This is a genomic window from Pseudomonas sp. ITEM 17296 (assembly GCF_028895205.1).
Lineage (GTDB): Bacteria > Pseudomonadota > Gammaproteobacteria > Pseudomonadales > Pseudomonadaceae > Aquipseudomonas > Aquipseudomonas kermanshahensis.
In genome coordinates, this window is sequence record NZ_WJRS01000021.1 from 93,015 (window position 1) to 110,711 (window position 17,697).

Below are 17,697 nucleotides of genomic sequence, written 5' to 3' on the forward strand. Positions count from 1 at the left end.
CCATGGCCGCACTCACTGCGCCAGTGATTTTGCCTGGCGTGTCCTGAACCTTTTTTCTCGGTAAATGGCCCGCTATGAGTTCCGCCCTGTCCATTCGACAGCTGACCAAGACCTACGGTAATGGCTTCCAGGCCCTCAAGGGCATCGACCTGGACGTTGCCGAAGGCGACTTCTTCGCCTTGCTCGGCCCCAACGGCGCCGGCAAATCCACCACCATCGGTATTCTTTCGACCCTGGTCAACAAGACCAGCGGCACGGTGAACGTATTCGGCCACGACCTGGACCGCGAGCCCTCGGCTCTCAAGCGCTGCCTGGGCGTGGTGCCGCAAGAGTTCAACTTCAACCAGTTCGAGAAGGTGTTTGACATCGTCGTCACCCAGGCAGGCTACTACGGCATCCCGCCAAAGCTTGCCAAGGAGCGCGCCGAGCAGTACCTGACCCAGCTGGGGCTGTGGGACAAGCGTGACGTGCCTTCCCGCTCGCTGTCGGGCGGCATGAAGCGCCGGCTGATGATCGCCCGTGCCTTGATCCACGAACCGCGCCTGCTGATTCTCGACGAGCCCACCGCGGGTGTGGACATCGAGCTGCGCCGTTCGATGTGGAGCTTCCTCACCGAGCTCAACCAGAAGGGCATCACCATCATCCTGACCACGCACTACCTCGAAGAGGCCGAGCAGCTGTGCCGCAACATCGGCATCATCGACCACGGCACCATCGTCGAGAACACCAGCATGCGCCAGCTGCTGGGCAAGCTGCATGTCGAAACCTTCGTCCTCGACCTCAAGCAGGACCTGCCGGCAGCCCCTGCCTTGCAGGGTTACCCGTGCCGCTTGATCACCCCGCATACCCTGGAAGTGCAGGTGGACAAGGACATCGGCATCACCGCGCTGTTCGGCCAGCTGGCGCTGCAGAACATCGAGGTGCAAAGCCTGCGCAACAAGACCAACCGACTCGAGGAGCTGTTCGTGTCCCTGGTGGAAAAAAACCTGTCGAAGGTGGCCGTATGAGTGTGGAACTGCGCACCAACTGGGTGGCCCTCAACACCATCGTCTACCGCGAAGTACGGCGCTTTTTGCGCATCTGGCCGCAGACCCTGCTGCCGCCAGCGATCACCATGGTCCTGTACTTCGTCATTTTCGGTAACCTGATCGGCCGGCAGATCGGCGACATGGGCGGCTTTACCTACATGCAGTACATCGTGCCGGGGCTGATCATGATGTCGGTGATCACCAACTCCTACGGTAACGTGGTGTCGAGCTTCTTCGGCAGCAAGTTCCAGCGTTCCATCGAGGAGCTGATGGTGTCCCCGGTGTCGCCACACACCATTCTCGTGGGGTATGTGCTGGGTGGCGTGCTGCGTGGCTTGGCGGTCGGGGTGATCGTCACCATCCTGTCGATGTTCTTCACCGACCTGCAGGTGCACCACCTGGGTGTGACCGTGGTCGTGGTGCTGCTGACGGCAACCATCTTCTCGTTACTGGGCTTCGTCAACGCGGTGTTCGCGCGCAACTTCGACGATATCTCGATCATCCCGACCTTCGTGCTGACGCCGCTGACTTACCTGGGCGGGGTGTTCTACTCGATCAACCTGCTGCCGCCGTTCTGGCAGACCGTGTCACTGGCCAACCCGGTGCTGCACATGGTCAACTCGTTCCGCTACGGCATCCTAGGGGTGTCGGATATCAGTATCGGGACGGCGATCACCTTTATGTTGGTGGCTACCGCAGTGCTGTACACCCTGTGCATCCGCCTGCTGGTCAGCGGCCGCGGCATGCGCGCCTGAGCCTTTGAGTTTGCGCCGGCGCCACTGCCGGCCCACCCACCAACGCCAGTACAGCAAGGTGGTGAAGTAGGCCAGGATGCCCAGCACCACGCCACACACCACCGAGCCGAGCAGGAAGGGTTGCCACAGGGTCGACAGCTGGTCGGTGATCCATTCGAAGGTCAGGTCGTCGGGCAGGGTGCGCGGCGGTATCTGCAGCAGCCAGGCGCCGGTCATGTAGGTGACGAAGAACACCGGTGGCATGGTCAGCGGGTTGGTCAGCCACACCAGGCTGACCGCGATCGGCAGGTTGCCGCGCACCGGGATCGCCAGCGCAGCGGCCAGCAGCATCTGCATGGGGATGGGGATAAGCGCCGCGAACAGGCCCACGCCCATGGCCCGGGCCACCGAGTGCCGGTTCAGGTGCCAGAGGTTCGGGTCGTGCAGCAACGTGCCGAAAAAGCGTAAGGACTTGTGTTCCCGAATGCTGGTCGGATCCGGCATGTAGCGTTTGAAAAGTCTGCGCGGCATGTAGGCTCCCGGGGCGTTGATCGGGGCAGTATGCCTTGATTCCTTAACGGCCTCGTTTAGAGTTTGTGACAATTGTTGAGCAAGCTTTGCCGGCATTTGCGCTATGCCTGAGAAGGTCATTTCGCAGCGGAGCTCTACCTCATGCGCACAGGGATGTTTGCGCTCGCGCTCGGGCTGCTCTGCCTGGGCTTTCTCCCTATATTGCCATCGGTCGGATGGCTACTTCTGCTGTTTGTCGGTGGTGTTGCCAGCCTGTTCACGCGGTTTTGGCCAGTAGGCTGGTTTCTGTTGGGCCTGTGCTGGGCGTGCGGGTCGGCCCAGCGAGCGCTGGATGATCGACTCGCGCCTGAACTGGATGGCCGCACGTTGTGGCTGGAGGGCAAGGTTGTCGGCCTGCCGAGCCGTACCGCGCATGGCGTGCGCTTCGAACTGGAACAGCCCCACTCACGGCGCGGCGAACTGCCGCAACGCTTGCAACTGAGCTGGTTCAACGGGCCGGCTGTGCGTGCGGGCGAACAGTGGCGGTTGGCAGTGACCTTGCAGCGGCCTGCCGGCCTGCTCAACCCCCATGGGCCTGATCGAGTGGCACAGTTGCTGGCTCGGCGAGTGGGGGCTACTGGCACGGTCAAGGCCGGGCAGGTATTGAGCGCTGTAGCGGGCAGCTGGCGAGACCAACTGCGGCAACGGTTGTTGGCGGTCGAGGCCAATGGCCGGCAAGCGGCGTTGGTGGCCTTGGTGCTGGGCGACGGTGCGGGCCTGCCCCGCGAGGACTGGCAGACGCTGCAGGCCACAGGCACGGTGCACCTGCTGGTGATTTCCGGGCAGCACATCGGCCTGGTGGCGGGTTTGCTCTATGGCCTGGTTGCCGGGTTGGCACGCTGGGGCCTGTGGCCCGCGCGGCTGCCCTGGCTGCCCTCGGCCTGCGGCCTGGCGATGGCCGCTGCGCTGGCCTACGGCTGGCTTGCCGGTGGCGGTGTGCCGGTGCAGCGGGCCTGCCTGATGCTGGCGGTAGTGTTGCTTTGGCGTCTGCGCTTTCGTCACCTTGGCGCGATGCTGCCATTGCTGCTGGCGCTGGTCGCGGTGCTGTTGTTCGAACCCTTGGCGGCGCTGTTACCGGGGTTCTGGCTGTCGTTTGCTGCCGTGGCGACCTTGATCTACTGCTTCAGTGCCCGCTTGGGCGGCTGGCGGCCCTGGCAGGCCTGGACGCGTGCGCAGTGGGTGATCGCCATCGGCTTGCTGCCGGTGCTGCTGGCCACTGGCTTGCCAGTGAGCCTGAGTGCGCCCCTGGCCAACTTGCTGGCGGTGCCGTGGGTCAGCCTTGCGGTGTTGCCGTTGGCTTTGCTGGGCACGCTGCTGTTGCCCGTGGCGGGTGTCGGCGAAGCGTTGCTGTGGCTGGCCGGGGGCTTGCTGGAGGTGCTGTTCAGGGTCCTGGCCCTGGCCGCGAGCTGGCGCCCAGCGTGGGTGCCGCCGGCCTTGCCGCTGTGGGCCTGGTCAGTGGTGTGCCTGGGTGCGTTGCTGGTGCTGCTACCCCGTGGCGTGCCCTTGCGGGGGTTGGGCGGGCTTATGCTGTTGGCGTTATGGGTGCCGCGCGAGTCGGTGCCCTTGGGGCAGGTAGAAGTCTGGCAGTTGGACGTCGGCCAGGGGCTCGCGGTGCTGCTGCGTACCCGCCATCACAGCTTGCTCTACGATGCGGGGCCAGCAAAAGGGGAGTACGACGCGGGGGAGCGGGTGGTGCTGCCGACCCTGCGCAAACTGGGCGTAAGCCACTTGGATGCGATGCTGATCAGCCACGCCCATGCCGACCATGCCGGGGGCGCGCTGGCCATTGCGCAGGGCATCCCGGTCAAGCGGGTGCTCGGTGGCGAGGGGCTGGAGGGCCTTGGGCTGCAGCCGTGTGTCACGGGTGAGGAATGGGAGTGGGATGGCGTGCGTTTTTCCCTGTGGCATTGGGCTGAAGGGCAGAGCAGCAACGACCGCTCATGCGTGCTGCTGGTCGAGGCGCAAGGGGAGCGCTTGCTGTTGGCAGGCGATCTGGAAGCCGCTGCCGAACGGGCCTGGCTGGCGTCCACTGAAACACCCCGCATCGATTGGCTGCAGTCCCCGCACCATGGCAGTCGCAGCTCGTCCACCGAGGCATTCATCCGCGCCACGGCGCCACGTGGGGTGCTGATTTCGCGGGGGCGCAACAATGGTTTTGGGCATCCGCATGCCCAGGTGCTCGAGCGCTATCGGCGGCATGGGCTGGCGATTCATGATACAGCGGTGGAGGGCGCGTTGCGCTTGGTGCTGGGGGGGCAGGGTGACGTTGAGGGTGTGCGGGGGCAGCGGCGCTTCTGGCGTGAAGACGGCAGTGGCTGATCGGGCCCTTTCGCGGGCAAGCCCGCTCCCACAGGTGCAGCACTCCTTTCAGGTTTGGTGCTGTATCTGGACTGCCCCCAAGGCGGTAAGTGGGTCCGGCCAATTCCCTGACCTTCGGCAGATGAGCCCCCGGCGGTCCTATGGTAGAGTGGCGGCCTTTTTCCGAAGGGGCGTTTACTGTGTGGGAATTGGTCAAGTCCGGTGGTTGGATGATGCTGCCGATCATTCTGAGTTCCATCGTTGCCATGGCTATCGTCGTCGAGCGCCTGTGGACCCTGCGCGCCAGTCGCGTGACCCCGCCACACCTGCTGGGCCAGGTCTGGATGTGGATCAAGGACAAGCAACTCACCAGTGATAAGCTCAAGGCCCTGCGCGCCGATTCGCCGCTGGGCGAAATCCTTGCCGCAGGCCTCGCCAACTCGCGCCATGGCCGCGAAATCATGAAAGAGTGCATCGAGGAGGCCGCATCGCGCGTCATCCACGAGTTGGAGCGCTACATCAGCACCCTCGGCACCATTGCCGCGATGGCCCCGTTGCTGGGCCTGCTGGGCACCGTGCTGGGCATGATCGACATTTTCAGCGCCTTCATGGGCTCGCAGATGACTGCCAACGCTGCCGTATTGGCCGGGGGTATTTCCAAGGCCCTGGTCACCACCGCAGCAGGCTTGATGATCGGTATCCCGGCGGTGTTCTTCCACCGTTTCCTGCTGCGCCGCATCGATGAGCTGGTGGTTGGCATGGAACAAGAGGCGATCAAACTGGTGGAAGTGATCCAGGGCGACCGTGAAGTCGAAGTGGCCGGAGGCAAGGCGTGAAGTTTCGGCGCAACCGCCAGCGGGAAAACGTCGACATCAACCTGGCGTCGCTGATCGACGTGGTGTTCGTCCTGTTGCTGTTCTTCGTGGTCACCACCACTTTCACCCGCGAGACGCAACTGCGCGTCGAACTGCCCGAGGCCGCCAGCGCCGAGCAGCCGCCGGCCGATGAGCGCAAGCTGGTGGAAGTCACCATCAGCGCCGAGGGCGTGTATTCGGTCAACAACAACCTGCTGCCCAAAAGCGACCTGGCCACCTTGAGCGAGGCCATTGAGCGTGAGTCGGGCGGCGATCACACGTTACCGCTGGCGATCAGCGCCGACGGCAAGACACCGCACCAGGCCGTGGTGACTGCGATGGATGCGGCCGGCAAGCTCGGTTTCAGCCAGTTGCGCATGACCACCGTCGAGGCAGCCCAGGGGACGCCTTGATGGCCTTTGCCGACCGTTTGCTCGCCGCCTGGTACGCCGGGCACCCGGCCCTGGCGCTGCTGCGCCCGCTTGAAGCCCTGTACCGACGCGTGGTGACACGCAAGCGTGCGCGGTTTCTCAGCGGCGAAAGTGCCAGCTACCGCGCGCCGGTGCCGGTGATCGTGGTGGGCAACATTACCGTGGGTGGCACTGGCAAGACGCCGATGATCCTCTGGCTGATCGAGCATTGCCGCCGGCAGGGGCTCAAGGTCGGTGTGGTCAGCCGCGGTTATGGCGCCAAGCCAGCTCACCTGCCTTGGCGCGTTGAGGCCGACCAGGCTGCCGACCAGGCTGGTGACGAGCCGCTGTTGATCGTCCAGCGCACGGGCGTACCGTTGATGATCGATCCCGACCGCTCGCGTGCGGTGCAGGCGCTGCTGGCCAGTGAGCCGCTTGACCTGGTCCTGTGCGATGACGGCATGCAGCACTACCGCCTGGCGCGAGACCTGGAGCTGGTGCTGATCGACGCCGCCCGTGGCCTGGGCAATGGCCGCTGCCTGCCCGCCGGGCCGCTGCGCGAGCCGGCCGAGCGCCTGCAAGAAGCCGATGCGGTGCTGTTCAACGGTGCCCGCGCCGACTCACCCGCGGGCTTTGCCTTTAGTTTGCAGCCCTCGGCACTGGTCAATGTGCGCAGCGGTGAGCGGCGTGGCGTGAATCTCTTCCCGCCTGGCCAGCGCCTGCACGCGGTGGCGGGCATCGGTAACCCGCAGCGTTTCTTCAATACCCTGCAAGGGCTAAACTGGCAGCCGGTGCCGCACCCGTTCGCCGACCATGCGCAGTTCAGCGCCGAGCGCCTGTCGTTCACGCCGCCGTTGCCGTTGGTGATGACCGAGAAAGATGCGGTCAAATGCCGTGCCTTCGCCGCTGACGACTGGTGGTACCTGGCCGTCGAGGCGCAGCCGTCGCCTGCCTTCAGCGCCTGGTTCGACAGCCAGTTGCAGCGCCTGCTGCCTGGGCATCCAACGCCCTGAGCCCCTTTTCAATTTCCGGCCACCTGGCCTCAAGGAAGCTTCCATGGACACCAAACTGCTCGATATCCTGGCCTGCCCGATCACCAAGGGCCCGCTTAAGCTCAGCGCCGACAAGACCGAGCTGATCAGCAAGGGCGCGGGTTTGGCTTACCCGATTCGCGACGGCATCCCGGTGATGCTGGAAAGCGAAGCGCGTACCTTGACCGACGATGAGCGCCTGGACAAATGAGCCTGGACTACACGGTAGTGATCCCCGCCCGCCTGCGCTCTTCGCGCCTGCCGGGCAAGCCGCTGGCGCTGATCGCCGGTAAGCCGATGGTCCAGCACGTCTGGGAACAGGCGCGCAAGAGCGCGGCCAGCCGTGTGGTCATCGCCACGGATGACGCCAGCATCGTCGAGGCCTGCCAGGCATTTGGCGCCGAAGTGCTGCTGACTCGCGCCGACCACGAATCCGGTACCGACCGCCTGGCCGAAGTGGCAGCGCACCTCAGGCTGCCCGCCGACGCCATCGTGGTCAACGTGCAGGGCGACGAGCCGCTGATTCCGCCGGTGATCATCGACCAGGTGGCGGCCAACCTGGCGGCCCACCCGGAAGCCGGTATCGCGACCTTGGCCGAGCCGATCCACGAGCCACAGGTGGTGTTCAACCCTAATGCGGTCAAGGTGGTCTGCGACAAGAACGGCCTGGCCCTGAGCTTCAGCCGTGCGCCGCTGCCCTGGGCGCGTGATGCCTTCGCCGCCAACCGCGAGCAACTGCCGGAAGGCGTGCCTTATCGTCGCCACATCGGCATGTATGCCTACCGCGTGGGCTTCCTTCAGGACTTCGTCGGTTGGGGCCCGTGCTGGCTCGAGCAAACCGAAGCCTTGGAGCAATTGCGTGCCTTGTGGCATGGCGTGCGCATTCATGTCGAAGACGCCCTCGAGGCACCCGCGGTGGGTGTCGATACCCCTGAAGACCTGGAGCGCGTACGGCGCTTGCTGGAGGCCTGATGCGCGTCCTGTTCGTTTGCCTGGGCAACATCTGTCGCTCGCCTACCGCCGAAGGCGTGCTGCGCCATCAGTTGCAGGCCGCGGGGCTTGCCGAGCAGGTGCACGTGGCGTCCGCCGGTACCGGTGACTGGCATGTCGGCAAGGCGCCCGACAGCCGCACTTGCAAGGCCGCCATGGTGCGGGGTTACGACCTTTCGCAGCAGCGCGCCCAGCAGGTCAATGTGGCCCACTTTGCCGAGTACGACTTGATCCTGGCCATGGACGAAAGCAACTTGAGCCATTTGCGTGCCATGCGCCCGCAGTCTGCGCCCGGCGAGCTCGACCTGTTCCTGCGCCGCTATGGCGCGAAACTCGATGAAGTGCCAGACCCGTACTACGGCGGCGCGGAGGGTTTCGAGCAGGTCCTGGACCTGATTGAGGAAGCGTGCAAAGCGTTGGTCGTGGAAATCAAGGGGCGGTTATGACAGCGCTGTGGCAGGAGCACGTTTCGCTCAAGCCTTACAACACCTTTGGCATTGACGTCAGGGCCCGGCATTTCAGCCAGGTGCATGATGACGACGAGGTGCGTGAGGCGCTGGCCGAAGCGCACCGCCGAGGCGTGCCGGTGCTGGTCATTGGCGGTGGCAGCAACCTGCTGCTGACCGGTGATGTCGACGCGTTGGTGCTGCACATGGCCAGCCGTGGCCGCCGCGTGCTCAGCGATGACGGTGAGCACGTTGTGGTCGAAGCCGAGGCGGGCGAGCCCTGGCACCCGTTCGTGCAGTGGACGCTGGCACAAGGTTTTTGCGGGCTGGAGAACCTCAGCCTGATCCCGGGCACGGTGGGCGCTGCGCCCATGCAGAACGTGGGCGCCTATGGCGTCGAGATCAAGAACGTGTTCGCCGGCTTGACCGCGCTGGACCGCCAGACCGGCCAGCTGCGTGACTTTGGGCTGGAAGAATGCGCCTTTGGCTACCGCGACAGCCTGTTCAAGCGTAACCCTGGGCGCTGGCTGATCTTGCGCGTGCGCTTCATGCTGACCCACACGCTGCAAGCCCACCTGGACTATGGCCCTGTGCGCCAGCGTTTGGTGGAGCAGGGCGTAGCGCAGCCGAGTGCGCAGGCGATCAGTGATGCCATCTGCAGCATTCGCCGCGAGAAGTTGCCGGACCCAGCCGAGTTGGGCAATGCCGGGAGCTTTTTCAAGAACCCAGTGGTGTCTGCCGCGCTTGTCGAGCGTATACGGGGGCAGTTCCCGGGTGTCGTGGCTTATCTCCAGGCCGATGGCCAGGTGAAGCTGGCGGCAGGCTGGTTGATCGAGCAGGCGGGGTGGAAGGGCTATCGCGATGGCGATGCCGGCGTGCATCGGTTGCAGTCGTTGGTGCTGGTCAATTATGGCCAGGCGAGCGGGGCGCAGCTGCATGACCTGGCGCGACGGATTCAGGCAGATATCCACGAACGATTCGGGGTCGAGCTGGAGATGGAGCCTAACCTGTACTGAGGCGTGCTGTAGATACAAGGCTGCTCCAACAGAATGGGGGCCATCCAGAATCAGGTGCTTGATATTTTAAACACCCCCAGCCTATGTTGTTGCCAGCCTATAACAACAAGGACAAGCGTCATGACCACCCCAGGCCCGAGCACCCTCGCCGAGCACCTCCAGGGCATCGATGAAATCGAATGCGTCACCCCCGACCTCAATGGTGTACCGCGCGGCAAGGTGATGACCGCCGAGGGCTTCCTCGAAGGTCGGCGCCTGCAGATGGCGCGCGGTGTACTGCTGCAATGCATCATGGGGGGGTACCCGCCGGCAAGGTTCTATGGCAGTGATGATGGCGACCTGGCGCTGGTGGCCGAGCCCGCTCACATTCACCGCCTGCCCTGGAGCGAAGACGGCCGGGCCTTGGCGATCTGCGATGCCAACGAACTGGATGGCAGGTCTTCGGCGTTGTCCACCCGCGGTCAGCTCAAGGCGGTCATCGCCCGCTATGCGGCGTTGGGCCTGGCACCGGTGGTTGCGACAGAGCTCGAGTTCTTCGTCTTCGCCCCCAACACCGACCCGCTGCAGCCGTTCTTGCCGCCACTGGGCAAGGATGGCCGCCGGGAGCTGGGCCATTCGGCGTTCAGTGTCAGCTCCAACAATGGCCTGCGGCCGTTCTTCAATGAGGTCTACCGCTGCATGGCGGCGCTTGGCCTGCCGCGTGACACCTTCATGCACGAGATGGGCATCAGCCAGTTCGAGATCAACCTCTTGCACGGTGACCCGCTGCTGCTGGCCGACCAGACGTTCCTGTTCAAACACCTGCTCAAGGAGGTGGCGCTCAAGCATGGGCTGACCGTGGTGTGCATGGCCAAGCCATTGGCGCATACGCCGGGCAGTTCCATGCACATCCACCAGAGCCTGGTGGACATCGACAGCGGCCGAAATGTGTTCAGCGATGACCAGGGGCAGCCGACCGAGACCTTCTACCACTTCATTGGCGGCCAGCAGGCGTGCATGGCCGACTTCACCGCGCTGTTCGCGCCCAACGTCAATTCGTATCAGCGGCTTTGTCACCCCTACGCGTCGCCCAACAATGCCTGTTGGTCCGAGGACAACCGTGCCGCAGGGCTGCGCATCCCGGCCAGTGCGCCGGTGGCCCGGCGTGTCGAAAACCGCCTGCCGGGCGCCGACGCCAACCCCTACCTGGCCATCGCCGCCAGCCTGGCTGCCGGGCTGCATGGCATCGAGCAACGCCTGCAGCCGACCCCGGCGATTCAGGGTGAGTTCGCTGTGCCAGAGCACCTGAGCCTGCCATGCACGCTGCACGCGGCACTCGAACGATTGAAGCGCAGTGCACTGGCGCGGGAACTGTTCGGGGCTGAGTTCATCGAAGGCTACGTCGCCACCAAGACCCTGGAGCTGAGCGATTTCTTCGACGAGATCACACCCTGGGAGCGGCGTGTGCTGGCGGCACAGGCCTGATCGCGACACAACCACTACTGGACGCGTCCCCCGTTGGCTATTTCGCCGGCAGGGGACTGCGCCGCGGCAAAATTGCTTTTATGCTAGCCAGCAAGCCAACGCCACCTGACCAGGGAGCCCGACGGGACGTATGCGAAACATCTGGAAGCCGTTTCAGTCGCTGTATTTCGCTGCCTTGATGATGCTTATCGGCTCGGGCCTGCTCAGTACCTACCTGGCACTGCGCCTGGCAGCCGATCATGTCGACAGCTTGTGGGTCGGTGCGTTGATGGCCGCCAACTACTTTGGCCTGGCCGTGGGCGGCAAGGTCGGCCACCGGCTGATCGGCCGGGTAGGGCACATCCGCGCCTATGCGACTTGCGCCGGCATTGTCTGTGCGGCGGTGCTTGGCCATGGCATGACCAACTGGCTACCGGCCTGGGTCGGGCTGCGGATGGTGGTCGGCTTGGGGATGATGTGCCAGTACATGGTCATCGAGAGCTGGCTCAACGAACAGGCCGACGCCAAGCACCGAGGTGCGGTGTTCAGTGGCTACATGATCGCCTCGTACCTCGGGTTGGTACTCGGCCAACTGATTCTGGTGGTGCACCCTGAACTCGGCCCTGAGCTGCTGATGCTGGTTGCCATGTGCTTTGCCCTGTGCCTGGTGCCGGTGGCAATGACCCGGCGCATCCACCCGGCGCCTTTGCGGCCGGCGCCGATGGAGCCGAAATTTTTCATCAAGCGCGTGCCGCAGTCACTCAGTACGGTGCTGGGTTCGGGCTTGATCGTCGGCTCGTTCTACGGCCTCGCGCCGCTGTACGCCTCCAGCCAGGGGTTGAGCACCGAGCAGATCGGTCTGTTCATGGGTAGCTGCATCTTTGCCGGGCTGGTGGTGCAGTGGCCATTGGGCTGGCTGTCTGACCGTTACGACCGCGCGGTGCTGATCCGCAGTGCCGCAGTGGGGCTGGCGCTGGCCTCGGCGCCCTTGGCGATCTTGCCCAGCGTGCCGCTGGAGCTGCTGTTCGGTATCGGCTTTGTCATCTCGTTGCTGCAGTTTTGCCTGTATCCGTTGGCGGTGGCGTTTTCCAATGACCATGTGGAGAGCGAGCGCCGCGTCTCGCTGACGGCCATGCTACTGGTCACCTATGGTGTCGGCGCCTGCATCGGGCCGCTGGCTGCTGGGGTGCTGATGAAGGTGTTGGGCGCGCAGATGCTCTATGCCTTCTTCGTGTTCTTCGCGCTGGTGCTGGTGTGGCGCATTCGGCCGAAAGCGGTCACCGGGCTGCACCAGGTGCAGGACGCTCCATTGGGCCACGTGGCGATGCCAGCGGCTGGTTCGCCGTTGTCGGCGGCGCTTGACCCGCGGGTCGATGAGCAGACCGTGCAGGATGTGATGCAGACGCCGGTGGCGGCCGAGGATACCGAAGAAGAGCAGGCGGCGAGTGAGCGTGGGGTCAAGCCTGAAGTCGAGGTGGACAGGTCGGTTTGAGGCGGTGTGGTCACCGACGAAGGGGCGCTGCTCGCTTCATCGGTGGGCCACGCGGCAGTCATTCAACCTTGATGTCGTGCAGGTGGAATCTCAAGATATCGCCCTTTTTATTACCGGCGTGCAAGAACCAGTTACGTAACGGTGGGCTGCTTCTTGAATAGCGTGCCTCCACTTGCGCGACTCTGTGGCCTTCTTTGTCACGCAGGTAGAACTCGACATTCTCGGCGCTCTCCAGGTTGCCATCCCAGGTGCTGAGCAACTCCATTTTCCACGTCTGCTGCAGGATAGGCAGCCGGCGCAACAGGTTGGGCGGAAAAATACAGCTGAATAGGTCATCCCCCCACGCATACCCATACAAGCCCAGCCAGCCGTTTGAGTTCTTTTCGAGTTGGCCGCTGAGAAACTTCACGCCAGTCGCGCAGTTGATCTTGTAATAGAGACGATCTTCGGTTGCCTCGATGAAAGTGAAGGTGAACTTGATCGGCTTGAAGCTGACGGAGTCGCCTCGCTTGTCATCGGTACACAACCAACCGTCCTGGTCAGCGGAAAAAAACGGATGGGTCCATAAAGGCGTATCGACCACCCCGACCTGGCCGTATTGGCAATGCAGCGCGGCAGTGAATGTTGAACGAATCATAGTGTCCGGCTCCTGAAGGCGCCTGAAGTCGGCGCGGCGCAAGCCACACTATGCAGTCGGTCAAATAACGGTAATGGGGAATCCCTTCTGGCTACAGCGATCGGGGCCGCGCAGCAGCCCCTTCGGCCTTCGCTGAAAGCCAGGCAGGCGGATCAATAATCGTCTTTATCGAACCGACGCGCTTCGCGCTGCAGCTGGTAGACGAAACTCTCGATCTTGCGCTGCGCCTGGCCGCTCAGGTTATGGAAACGCACGCCCGCGAAGGTGGTGTTGATACGCTCTTCGAAATGCAGGTGGCGCAGTTCGACCATGGTGTCCACCAGGCCCAGCGGGTTGCCAGCCTTGAAGCGCTCGTACACCTGGCCCAGTTGCAGGCGATCCTCGACGTTGCCGTCGAAACGCAATTTGCAGCCGGTAGCCGAGATGTCCAGCAGCTTGCCGCGCAGGGCGCCGTTGCCTTTGAGGTGGGTGCCGTCGAGGATGATGTCGACCAGTTGCGACAGCTTCAGCGCAGCCCGGAAGGCATTGCGGCGCTGATGGTAGGTCATTTCGTCAGGCATCGCGCCGCGGTAGCAGCGGTGGCCGTCGACTTCACTGATGGTGAGCGGGGCATTGCATTCCCAGGCGATACGCACGCCATCGTGGAAGCCCTCGACGCGGAACGGTTCGCCGTTCTCGATGAATTTTTCCCCGTCGCGGGGGATCATCTCGTCCAGTGCCAGGGTATTGCTGTCGCGATCGACATGCACCACGTAGCTCTGGAAGCGCTGGCTGCGATCAGGGAAGGTGATGATCAGGGGGTCATGGCTTTCCTGCAGCTGTCGCAGGTTGGCCGCGATCTCCAAAGGCGTACTGAGCACCTTTGGCGGCTGCGGGGCATCGGCTTCATTGAACACGGCTAATCACTCTCCAGGCAAAAACGACACACGCAAGTAACGGCATTTTGCCAGTATGTGACGTGGCTTGATAGAAGTATCACACTTGGCTGAGGGCGCGCGGCTTGGCCAGCAGCGAGGTGCTGCCGCGGCTGTCGTAGAGCGACGGAGAATCGCCACCCATGAGGATTCTGACCTGATTGTTGGTGATGTGTTGCTGCACCTGGATGATCCGGCCGTTGGTCTCGTTGACCTGCTGGCAGGTGTCCATCAACTGCGAGAGCATGTCCAGCCGTTGCAGCATCGCGTCGCCATGCTGTGACTGCGCGGCCACAGCCTGCACACCGGCGCGGTCGGCGCTGAGGCCGAGGCTGGTGAGCAAGTGGCTGCGCCGCTGCCCATGCTGCTCAAGCAAGATGATCAATGACTGCTTGCGGGCCAGGATCTGTTCCAGCAGCGCCATGTCGCGGCCATGCAGGGCAATCGCTTCTTTTTGAAGAAGGTCGAGCAGTTCCTGCATCGGCGCGATGTCATCTTCGATCAGTTGCAGCAAGGTGGTGTCGTGCATGGCTAACTCTTGGCTTTAGTAAGCGTCCGTGAAGTCAGCGCGCCGAACGGTCAGCGCTGGGCTTCGAAATCGAGCAGTTTGCTGGCAACCCGGCCGGCATCGACCTGGTAGCTGCCATCGGCGATGGCCTGTTTCAACTGGGCCACGCGGGCGCTGTTGACGACGGGCTGGTCGCGCAGCGTATCGCTGACCTTCTGCAACTGCTGTGCCTCTTGGCTGAGGTGTACTGCCTCTCCGCTGGCGCTGGTGCCTTTTGGCGCTTCCGGGCTGGCAGCGGCCTTTTCGGCGCTGCCGGCCGCAGCATTGCCGCGAACGCCGCCCGTAACGGACGGAGAGTTATTCAAACGACTGAAGTCGATGACCATGATCAGAAACCCCTGGGTATTTGGACGCTTGCCTTGTTTTCGGCCAACCCGAAAGAAACTTTAGGCCCAATTGCGTAGCCGCCTGTCAGCAAGCCCGCGAACCCGCTTTCTGACACAGTTTAGGAAAAGCGGTTCCACACCGCCAGCACAATGCCGCTACATTGTCACCTCGACCTGGCCGGGGCCGGTCACCCTGGCCTTGATCACCCGTTTGGAATTCAGGTTGCGCACCCGGATCTGTTCGCTCAGGCCGCCCTTGCTCAACGCTTCGCCGGGCATGCGCACGCTCAGGCTGCCGCTGCGGGCAATGATCACCACCTGGTCGCCCTTGCGCACCACCTCCGCTTGCTCAAGGTGCTGTGGGGTAAGAACCTGGTCGATGACCGTGGGGCGTAGCATCTTCATGCCCACCGCCTGGTCCAGCTCGCTGAGAAAACCTTGGCCGAGGGTGCCGACATCGCGCTCGCGCAGCGCCACGTCGCCTTCGCCTACCACGTTGTCCCGCTTGAGCGGGCGGGTAACCACCACCACGTCGCGGAACAGCCGCACCGTTGCCGGCACGAACACGGTCCACGGCGCGGCACTGTCGCAGCGGACCCGCACCGTGACCCGGCCCAGCGGCTGCGAGGGGCTTTCGAGCGACGCGTCCAGCGGCTGGCTGCACAGCGGCATGCGCAAGCGCGGGTCAAGGGTGCTGACCTGGATCTCGTAACGGCCGGCGGTCTGGGTGCTGGCCAGATAATCTTCTACGGTGAATTCAAGAAACCCTTGGGTGACACCGATAAGCTGTTCAGGCAAGGTAAAAGCGTCCGCCAGCGTGCGAACGCCGGGCGCCAGCAGGCACAGCGTGGCCAGCGAGCCAGTCAGCAGGTGCGTCAATCGTCGGAAAAATGTCGTTTTCGTGTACATGGCGCTCAAAAAAGCAAAGCCCGTGCCGACTCGGTACCTGAATTGCAACGAAAGGCTGAAACGTTAAGGAGTCTGGCATGGCGGGTGTTATGGATTCGGTCAACCAGCGCACTCAGCTGGTGGGGCAGAATCGCCTGGAATTGTTGCTGTTTCGCCTCAATGGCGGTCAGCTCTACGGCATCAACGTGTTCAAGGTCAGAGAGGTGCTGCAGTGCCCGGCGCTGACCTTGTTGCCCAAGTCACACCCGGTGGTGCGCGGCGTGGCCAACATTCGTGGGGCGACCATCCCGATCCTCGACCTGTCGATGGCCACCGGGTTGGCGCCGCTGCAGGAAGACACGCGCAACAGTTTTGTGATCATCACCGAATACAACACCAAGACCCAGGGCTTCCTGGTGCACTCGGTCGAGCGCATCGTCAACATGAACTGGGAAGAAATCCACCCGCCACCCAAGGGCACCGGCCGCGACCATTACCTGACCGCTGTCACCCGTGTGGACAACCGCATGGTCGAGATTATCGACGTGGAGAAGGTGTTGGCCGAAGTGGCGCCGTCGTCCGAACAGGTGTCTGCGGGGGTGGTCGATGCCGAGGTGCAGGACAAGGCCGTACTGCTGCGGGTGCTGACCGTCGACGATTCGTCGGTGGCGCGCAAGCAGGTCAGCCGCTGCCTGCAAACCGTCGGTGTCGAGGTGGTGGCGCTCAACGACGGCCGCCAGGCGCTCAATTACCTGCGCCAGTTGGTGGAGGAGGGCAAGCGGCCGGAAGAAGAGTTCCTGATGATGATCTCGGACATTGAAATGCCAGAAATGGACGGCTATACGCTCACCGCAGAGATCCGCAGCGATCCGCGCATGCAAAAATTGCACATCGTCCTGCATACTTCGCTCTCCGGGGTATTCAACCAGGCGATGGTCAAAAAAGTCGGCGCCGATGATTTCCTGGCCAAGTTCAAGCCGGACGACCTGGCCCAGCGCGTGGTCGACCGGATCAAGGCAACGCATTGAAGCAGCCGGGAGCCCGCTCCCGGCACCAGCGATTGAAAAGAGGCGGCAAGAGTGTCTACGGGTAATTTGGATTTCGAACAGTTCCGGGTCTTCCTGGAGAAAGCCTGTGGCATCCTGCTGGGCGAGAATAAGCAGTACCTGGTCTCCAGCCGTCTCAACAAGCTGATGGAGCAACAGGGCATCAAGAGCCTGGGCGAGCTGGTGCAGCGCATCCAGGCCCAGCCGCGCAGCGGTTTGCGCGAACAGGTGGTCGACGCGATGACGACCAACGAAACCCTCTGGTTCCGCGATAGCTATCCCTTCGAGGTGTTGAAGAACAAGGTGATCCCCGAGTTCATCAAGACCAACCCAGGCCAGCGCCTGCGCATGTGGTCGGCGGCGTGCTCGTCGGGGCAGGAGCCTTACTCGATCTCGATGGCCATCGACGAGTTCGAGCGCAGCAACCTGGGCCAGTTGAAGATGGGCGCGCAGATTGTCGCCACCGACCTGTCCGGGACCATGTTGAACAACTGCAAGACCGGCGAGTACGACAGCCTGGCCATCGCCCGCGGCCTGTCGCAAGAGCGCCTGCAGCGCTACTTCGACCCCAAAGGGCCGGGGCGTTGGGCGGTCAAGCCGGCCATTCGCAGCCGCGTCGAGTTCCGCTCGTTCAACCTGCTCGACAGCTACGCGAGCCTGGGCAAGTTCGACATCGTGTTCTGCCGTAACGTGCTGATCTACTTTTCGGCCCAGGTGAAGAAGGACATCCTGCTGCGCATCCATAGCACGCTCAAGCCTGGCGGGTACCTGTTCCTGGGTGCCTCGGAGGCGCTGAACGGGTTGCCGGACCATTACCAGATGGTGCAGTGCAGCCCAGGGATCATCTACCAGGCCAAGTAAAGCCAAACGCGAGTCCTGTAGGAGCAGCCTTGCGCTGCGAAGAGGCCGGTGTAGGAGCAGCCTTGTGCTGCGAAGAGGTCGGTGTAGGAGCAGCCTTGTGCTGCGAAGAGGCCGGTGCAAGTGCAGTAAATCTACTGTGGATTCA

At 63.3% G+C, this 17,697-nt stretch carries 20 protein-coding genes; 14 read left to right on the top strand and 6 right to left on the bottom strand.

What is annotated here, in order from left to right:
- Nucleotides 1-74 precede the first annotated feature (74 nt).
- Complete coding sequence (locus GIB19_RS20915) at nucleotides 75-1,007, top strand: ABC transporter ATP-binding protein (RefSeq protein ID WP_274887853.1); 933 nt, start codon at nucleotides 75-77, stop codon at nucleotides 1,005-1,007.
- Nucleotides 1,004-1,783 (top strand): ABC transporter permease, encoded by a 780-nt coding sequence (locus tag GIB19_RS20920; protein ID WP_016500910.1) that lies wholly within the window; start codon nucleotides 1,004-1,006, stop codon nucleotides 1,781-1,783. Before GIB19_RS20915 ends, GIB19_RS20920 begins: the two co-directional genes overlap by 4 nt.
- Here GIB19_RS20920 and GIB19_RS20925 read toward each other — a convergent pair.
- Entirely contained in the window at nucleotides 1,667-2,293 is a 627-nt protein-coding gene (locus GIB19_RS20925) for a DUF2062 domain-containing protein (protein WP_157767026.1), read from the bottom strand. The genes GIB19_RS20920 and GIB19_RS20925 overlap by 117 nt on opposite strands.
- Before the next feature lie 141 nt (nucleotides 2,294-2,434).
- Here GIB19_RS20925 and GIB19_RS20930 point away from each other — a divergent pair, with 141 nt between their 5' ends.
- From GIB19_RS20930 to GIB19_RS20975, 10 genes are all read left to right on the top strand, one after another.
- Nucleotides 2,435-4,651 carry a DNA internalization-related competence protein ComEC/Rec2 gene (locus tag GIB19_RS20930; RefSeq protein WP_274887854.1) on the top strand — a complete coding sequence of 739 codons (2,217 nt, stop codon included), beginning with the start codon at nucleotides 2,435-2,437 and terminating at the stop codon, nucleotides 4,649-4,651.
- Between the two features lie 179 nt (nucleotides 4,652-4,830).
- On the top strand, nucleotides 4,831-5,466 hold the full coding sequence (locus tag GIB19_RS20935) for a MotA/TolQ/ExbB proton channel family protein (protein ID WP_027596066.1): 636 nt from the start codon (nucleotides 4,831-4,833) through the stop codon (nucleotides 5,464-5,466).
- Nucleotides 5,463-5,897 (top strand): ExbD/TolR family protein, encoded by a 435-nt coding sequence (locus GIB19_RS20940; RefSeq protein ID WP_027596067.1) that lies wholly within the window; start codon nucleotides 5,463-5,465, stop codon nucleotides 5,895-5,897. The genes GIB19_RS20935 and GIB19_RS20940 overlap by 4 nt, the downstream gene beginning before the upstream one ends.
- Nucleotides 5,897-6,907 (top strand): tetraacyldisaccharide 4'-kinase, encoded by a 1,011-nt coding sequence (gene lpxK / locus GIB19_RS20945; protein ID WP_027596068.1) that lies wholly within the window; start codon nucleotides 5,897-5,899, stop codon nucleotides 6,905-6,907. Before GIB19_RS20940 ends, lpxK begins: the two co-directional genes overlap by 1 nt.
- A gap of 43 nt (nucleotides 6,908-6,950) precedes the next feature.
- Complete coding sequence (locus tag GIB19_RS20950) at nucleotides 6,951-7,136, top strand: Trm112 family protein (RefSeq protein ID WP_003247142.1); 186 nt, start codon at nucleotides 6,951-6,953, stop codon at nucleotides 7,134-7,136.
- Nucleotides 7,133-7,897, top strand: a complete 765-nt coding sequence (kdsB, locus tag GIB19_RS20955) for a 3-deoxy-manno-octulosonate cytidylyltransferase (protein WP_099428621.1) — start codon at nucleotides 7,133-7,135, stop codon at nucleotides 7,895-7,897. The genes GIB19_RS20950 and kdsB overlap by 4 nt, the downstream gene beginning before the upstream one ends.
- The gene (locus tag GIB19_RS20960) at nucleotides 7,897-8,361 is read left to right on the top strand and encodes a low molecular weight protein-tyrosine-phosphatase (protein ID WP_099428622.1); all 465 of its coding nucleotides are present in this window, start codon (nucleotides 7,897-7,899) and stop codon (nucleotides 8,359-8,361) included. Before kdsB ends, GIB19_RS20960 begins: the two co-directional genes overlap by 1 nt.
- Nucleotides 8,358-9,377, top strand: coding sequence for a UDP-N-acetylmuramate dehydrogenase (gene murB / locus GIB19_RS20965; protein WP_099428623.1), 1,020 nt, complete (start codon nucleotides 8,358-8,360; stop codon nucleotides 9,375-9,377). The genes GIB19_RS20960 and murB overlap by 4 nt, the downstream gene beginning before the upstream one ends.
- 222 nt (nucleotides 9,378-9,599) lie before the next feature.
- Entirely contained in the window at nucleotides 9,600-10,841 is a 1,242-nt protein-coding gene (locus GIB19_RS20970) for a glutamine synthetase family protein (protein WP_265969592.1), read from the top strand.
- A gap of 130 nt (nucleotides 10,842-10,971) precedes the next feature.
- Nucleotides 10,972-12,312 (top strand): MFS transporter, encoded by a 1,341-nt coding sequence (locus tag GIB19_RS20975; protein WP_027593061.1) that lies wholly within the window; start codon nucleotides 10,972-10,974, stop codon nucleotides 12,310-12,312.
- A 58-nt stretch (nucleotides 12,313-12,370) separates the two neighbouring features.
- Here the strand turns inward: GIB19_RS20975 and GIB19_RS20980 are convergent, their stop codons facing one another.
- The 5 genes from GIB19_RS20980 to flgA form a co-directional block, all read right to left on the bottom strand.
- Entirely contained in the window at nucleotides 12,371-12,949 is a 579-nt protein-coding gene (locus GIB19_RS20980; protein WP_099428625.1) for a hypothetical protein, read from the bottom strand.
- 152 nt (nucleotides 12,950-13,101) lie between these two features.
- Nucleotides 13,102-13,845, bottom strand: a complete 744-nt coding sequence (locus tag GIB19_RS20985) for a flagellar brake protein (RefSeq protein WP_027593059.1) — start codon at nucleotides 13,843-13,845, stop codon at nucleotides 13,102-13,104.
- A 79-nt stretch (nucleotides 13,846-13,924) separates the two neighbouring features.
- Nucleotides 13,925-14,392, bottom strand: a complete 468-nt coding sequence (locus tag GIB19_RS20990; protein WP_099428626.1) for a flagella synthesis protein FlgN — start codon at nucleotides 14,390-14,392, stop codon at nucleotides 13,925-13,927.
- A gap of 50 nt (nucleotides 14,393-14,442) precedes the next feature.
- Entirely contained in the window at nucleotides 14,443-14,757 is a 315-nt protein-coding gene (gene flgM / locus GIB19_RS20995) for a flagellar biosynthesis anti-sigma factor FlgM (RefSeq protein ID WP_265969590.1), read from the bottom strand.
- A gap of 156 nt (nucleotides 14,758-14,913) precedes the next feature.
- Complete coding sequence (flgA, locus tag GIB19_RS21000; RefSeq protein WP_274887855.1) at nucleotides 14,914-15,666, bottom strand: flagellar basal body P-ring formation chaperone FlgA; 753 nt, start codon at nucleotides 15,664-15,666, stop codon at nucleotides 14,914-14,916.
- 77 nt (nucleotides 15,667-15,743) lie between these two features.
- Here flgA and GIB19_RS21005 point away from each other — a divergent pair, with 77 nt between their 5' ends.
- Nucleotides 15,744-16,673 carry a chemotaxis protein CheV gene (locus GIB19_RS21005; RefSeq protein WP_099428629.1) on the top strand — a complete coding sequence of 310 codons (930 nt, stop codon included), beginning with the start codon at nucleotides 15,744-15,746 and terminating at the stop codon, nucleotides 16,671-16,673.
- 51 nt (nucleotides 16,674-16,724) lie between these two features.
- Entirely contained in the window at nucleotides 16,725-17,552 is an 828-nt protein-coding gene (gene cheR, locus GIB19_RS21010) for a protein-glutamate O-methyltransferase CheR (protein ID WP_274887856.1), read from the top strand.
- The last annotated feature ends 145 nt before the right edge of the window (nucleotides 17,553-17,697 follow it).

Coding starts and splice junctions, on each gene's coding strand:
- GIB19_RS20915 (WP_274887853.1), top strand. CDS start 75: ATGAGTTCCGCCCTGTCCATTCGACAGCTGACCAAGACCTACGGTAAT.
- GIB19_RS20920 (WP_016500910.1), top strand. CDS start 1,004: ATGAGTGTGGAACTGCGCACCAACTGGGTGGCCCTCAACACCATCGTC.
- GIB19_RS20925 (WP_157767026.1), bottom strand. CDS start 2,293: ATGCCGCGCAGACTTTTCAAACGCTACATGCCGGATCCGACCAGCATT.
- GIB19_RS20930 (WP_274887854.1), top strand. CDS start 2,435: ATGCGCACAGGGATGTTTGCGCTCGCGCTCGGGCTGCTCTGCCTGGGC.
- lpxK (WP_027596068.1), top strand. CDS start 5,897: ATGGCCTTTGCCGACCGTTTGCTCGCCGCCTGGTACGCCGGGCACCCG.
- GIB19_RS20950 (WP_003247142.1), top strand. CDS start 6,951: ATGGACACCAAACTGCTCGATATCCTGGCCTGCCCGATCACCAAGGGC.
- kdsB (WP_099428621.1), top strand. CDS start 7,133: ATGAGCCTGGACTACACGGTAGTGATCCCCGCCCGCCTGCGCTCTTCG.
- GIB19_RS20960 (WP_099428622.1), top strand. CDS start 7,897: ATGCGCGTCCTGTTCGTTTGCCTGGGCAACATCTGTCGCTCGCCTACC.
- murB (WP_099428623.1), top strand. CDS start 8,358: ATGACAGCGCTGTGGCAGGAGCACGTTTCGCTCAAGCCTTACAACACC.
- GIB19_RS20970 (WP_265969592.1), top strand. CDS start 9,600: ATGACCGCCGAGGGCTTCCTCGAAGGTCGGCGCCTGCAGATGGCGCGC.
- GIB19_RS20975 (WP_027593061.1), top strand. CDS start 10,972: ATGCGAAACATCTGGAAGCCGTTTCAGTCGCTGTATTTCGCTGCCTTG.
- GIB19_RS20980 (WP_099428625.1), bottom strand. CDS start 12,949: ATGATTCGTTCAACATTCACTGCCGCGCTGCATTGCCAATACGGCCAG.
- GIB19_RS20990 (WP_099428626.1), bottom strand. CDS start 14,392: ATGCACGACACCACCTTGCTGCAACTGATCGAAGATGACATCGCGCCG.
- flgM (WP_265969590.1), bottom strand. CDS start 14,757: ATGGTCATCGACTTCAGTCGTTTGAATAACTCTCCGTCCGTTACGGGC.
- flgA (WP_274887855.1), bottom strand. CDS start 15,666: ATGTACACGAAAACGACATTTTTCCGACGATTGACGCACCTGCTGACT.
- GIB19_RS21005 (WP_099428629.1), top strand. CDS start 15,744: ATGGCGGGTGTTATGGATTCGGTCAACCAGCGCACTCAGCTGGTGGGG.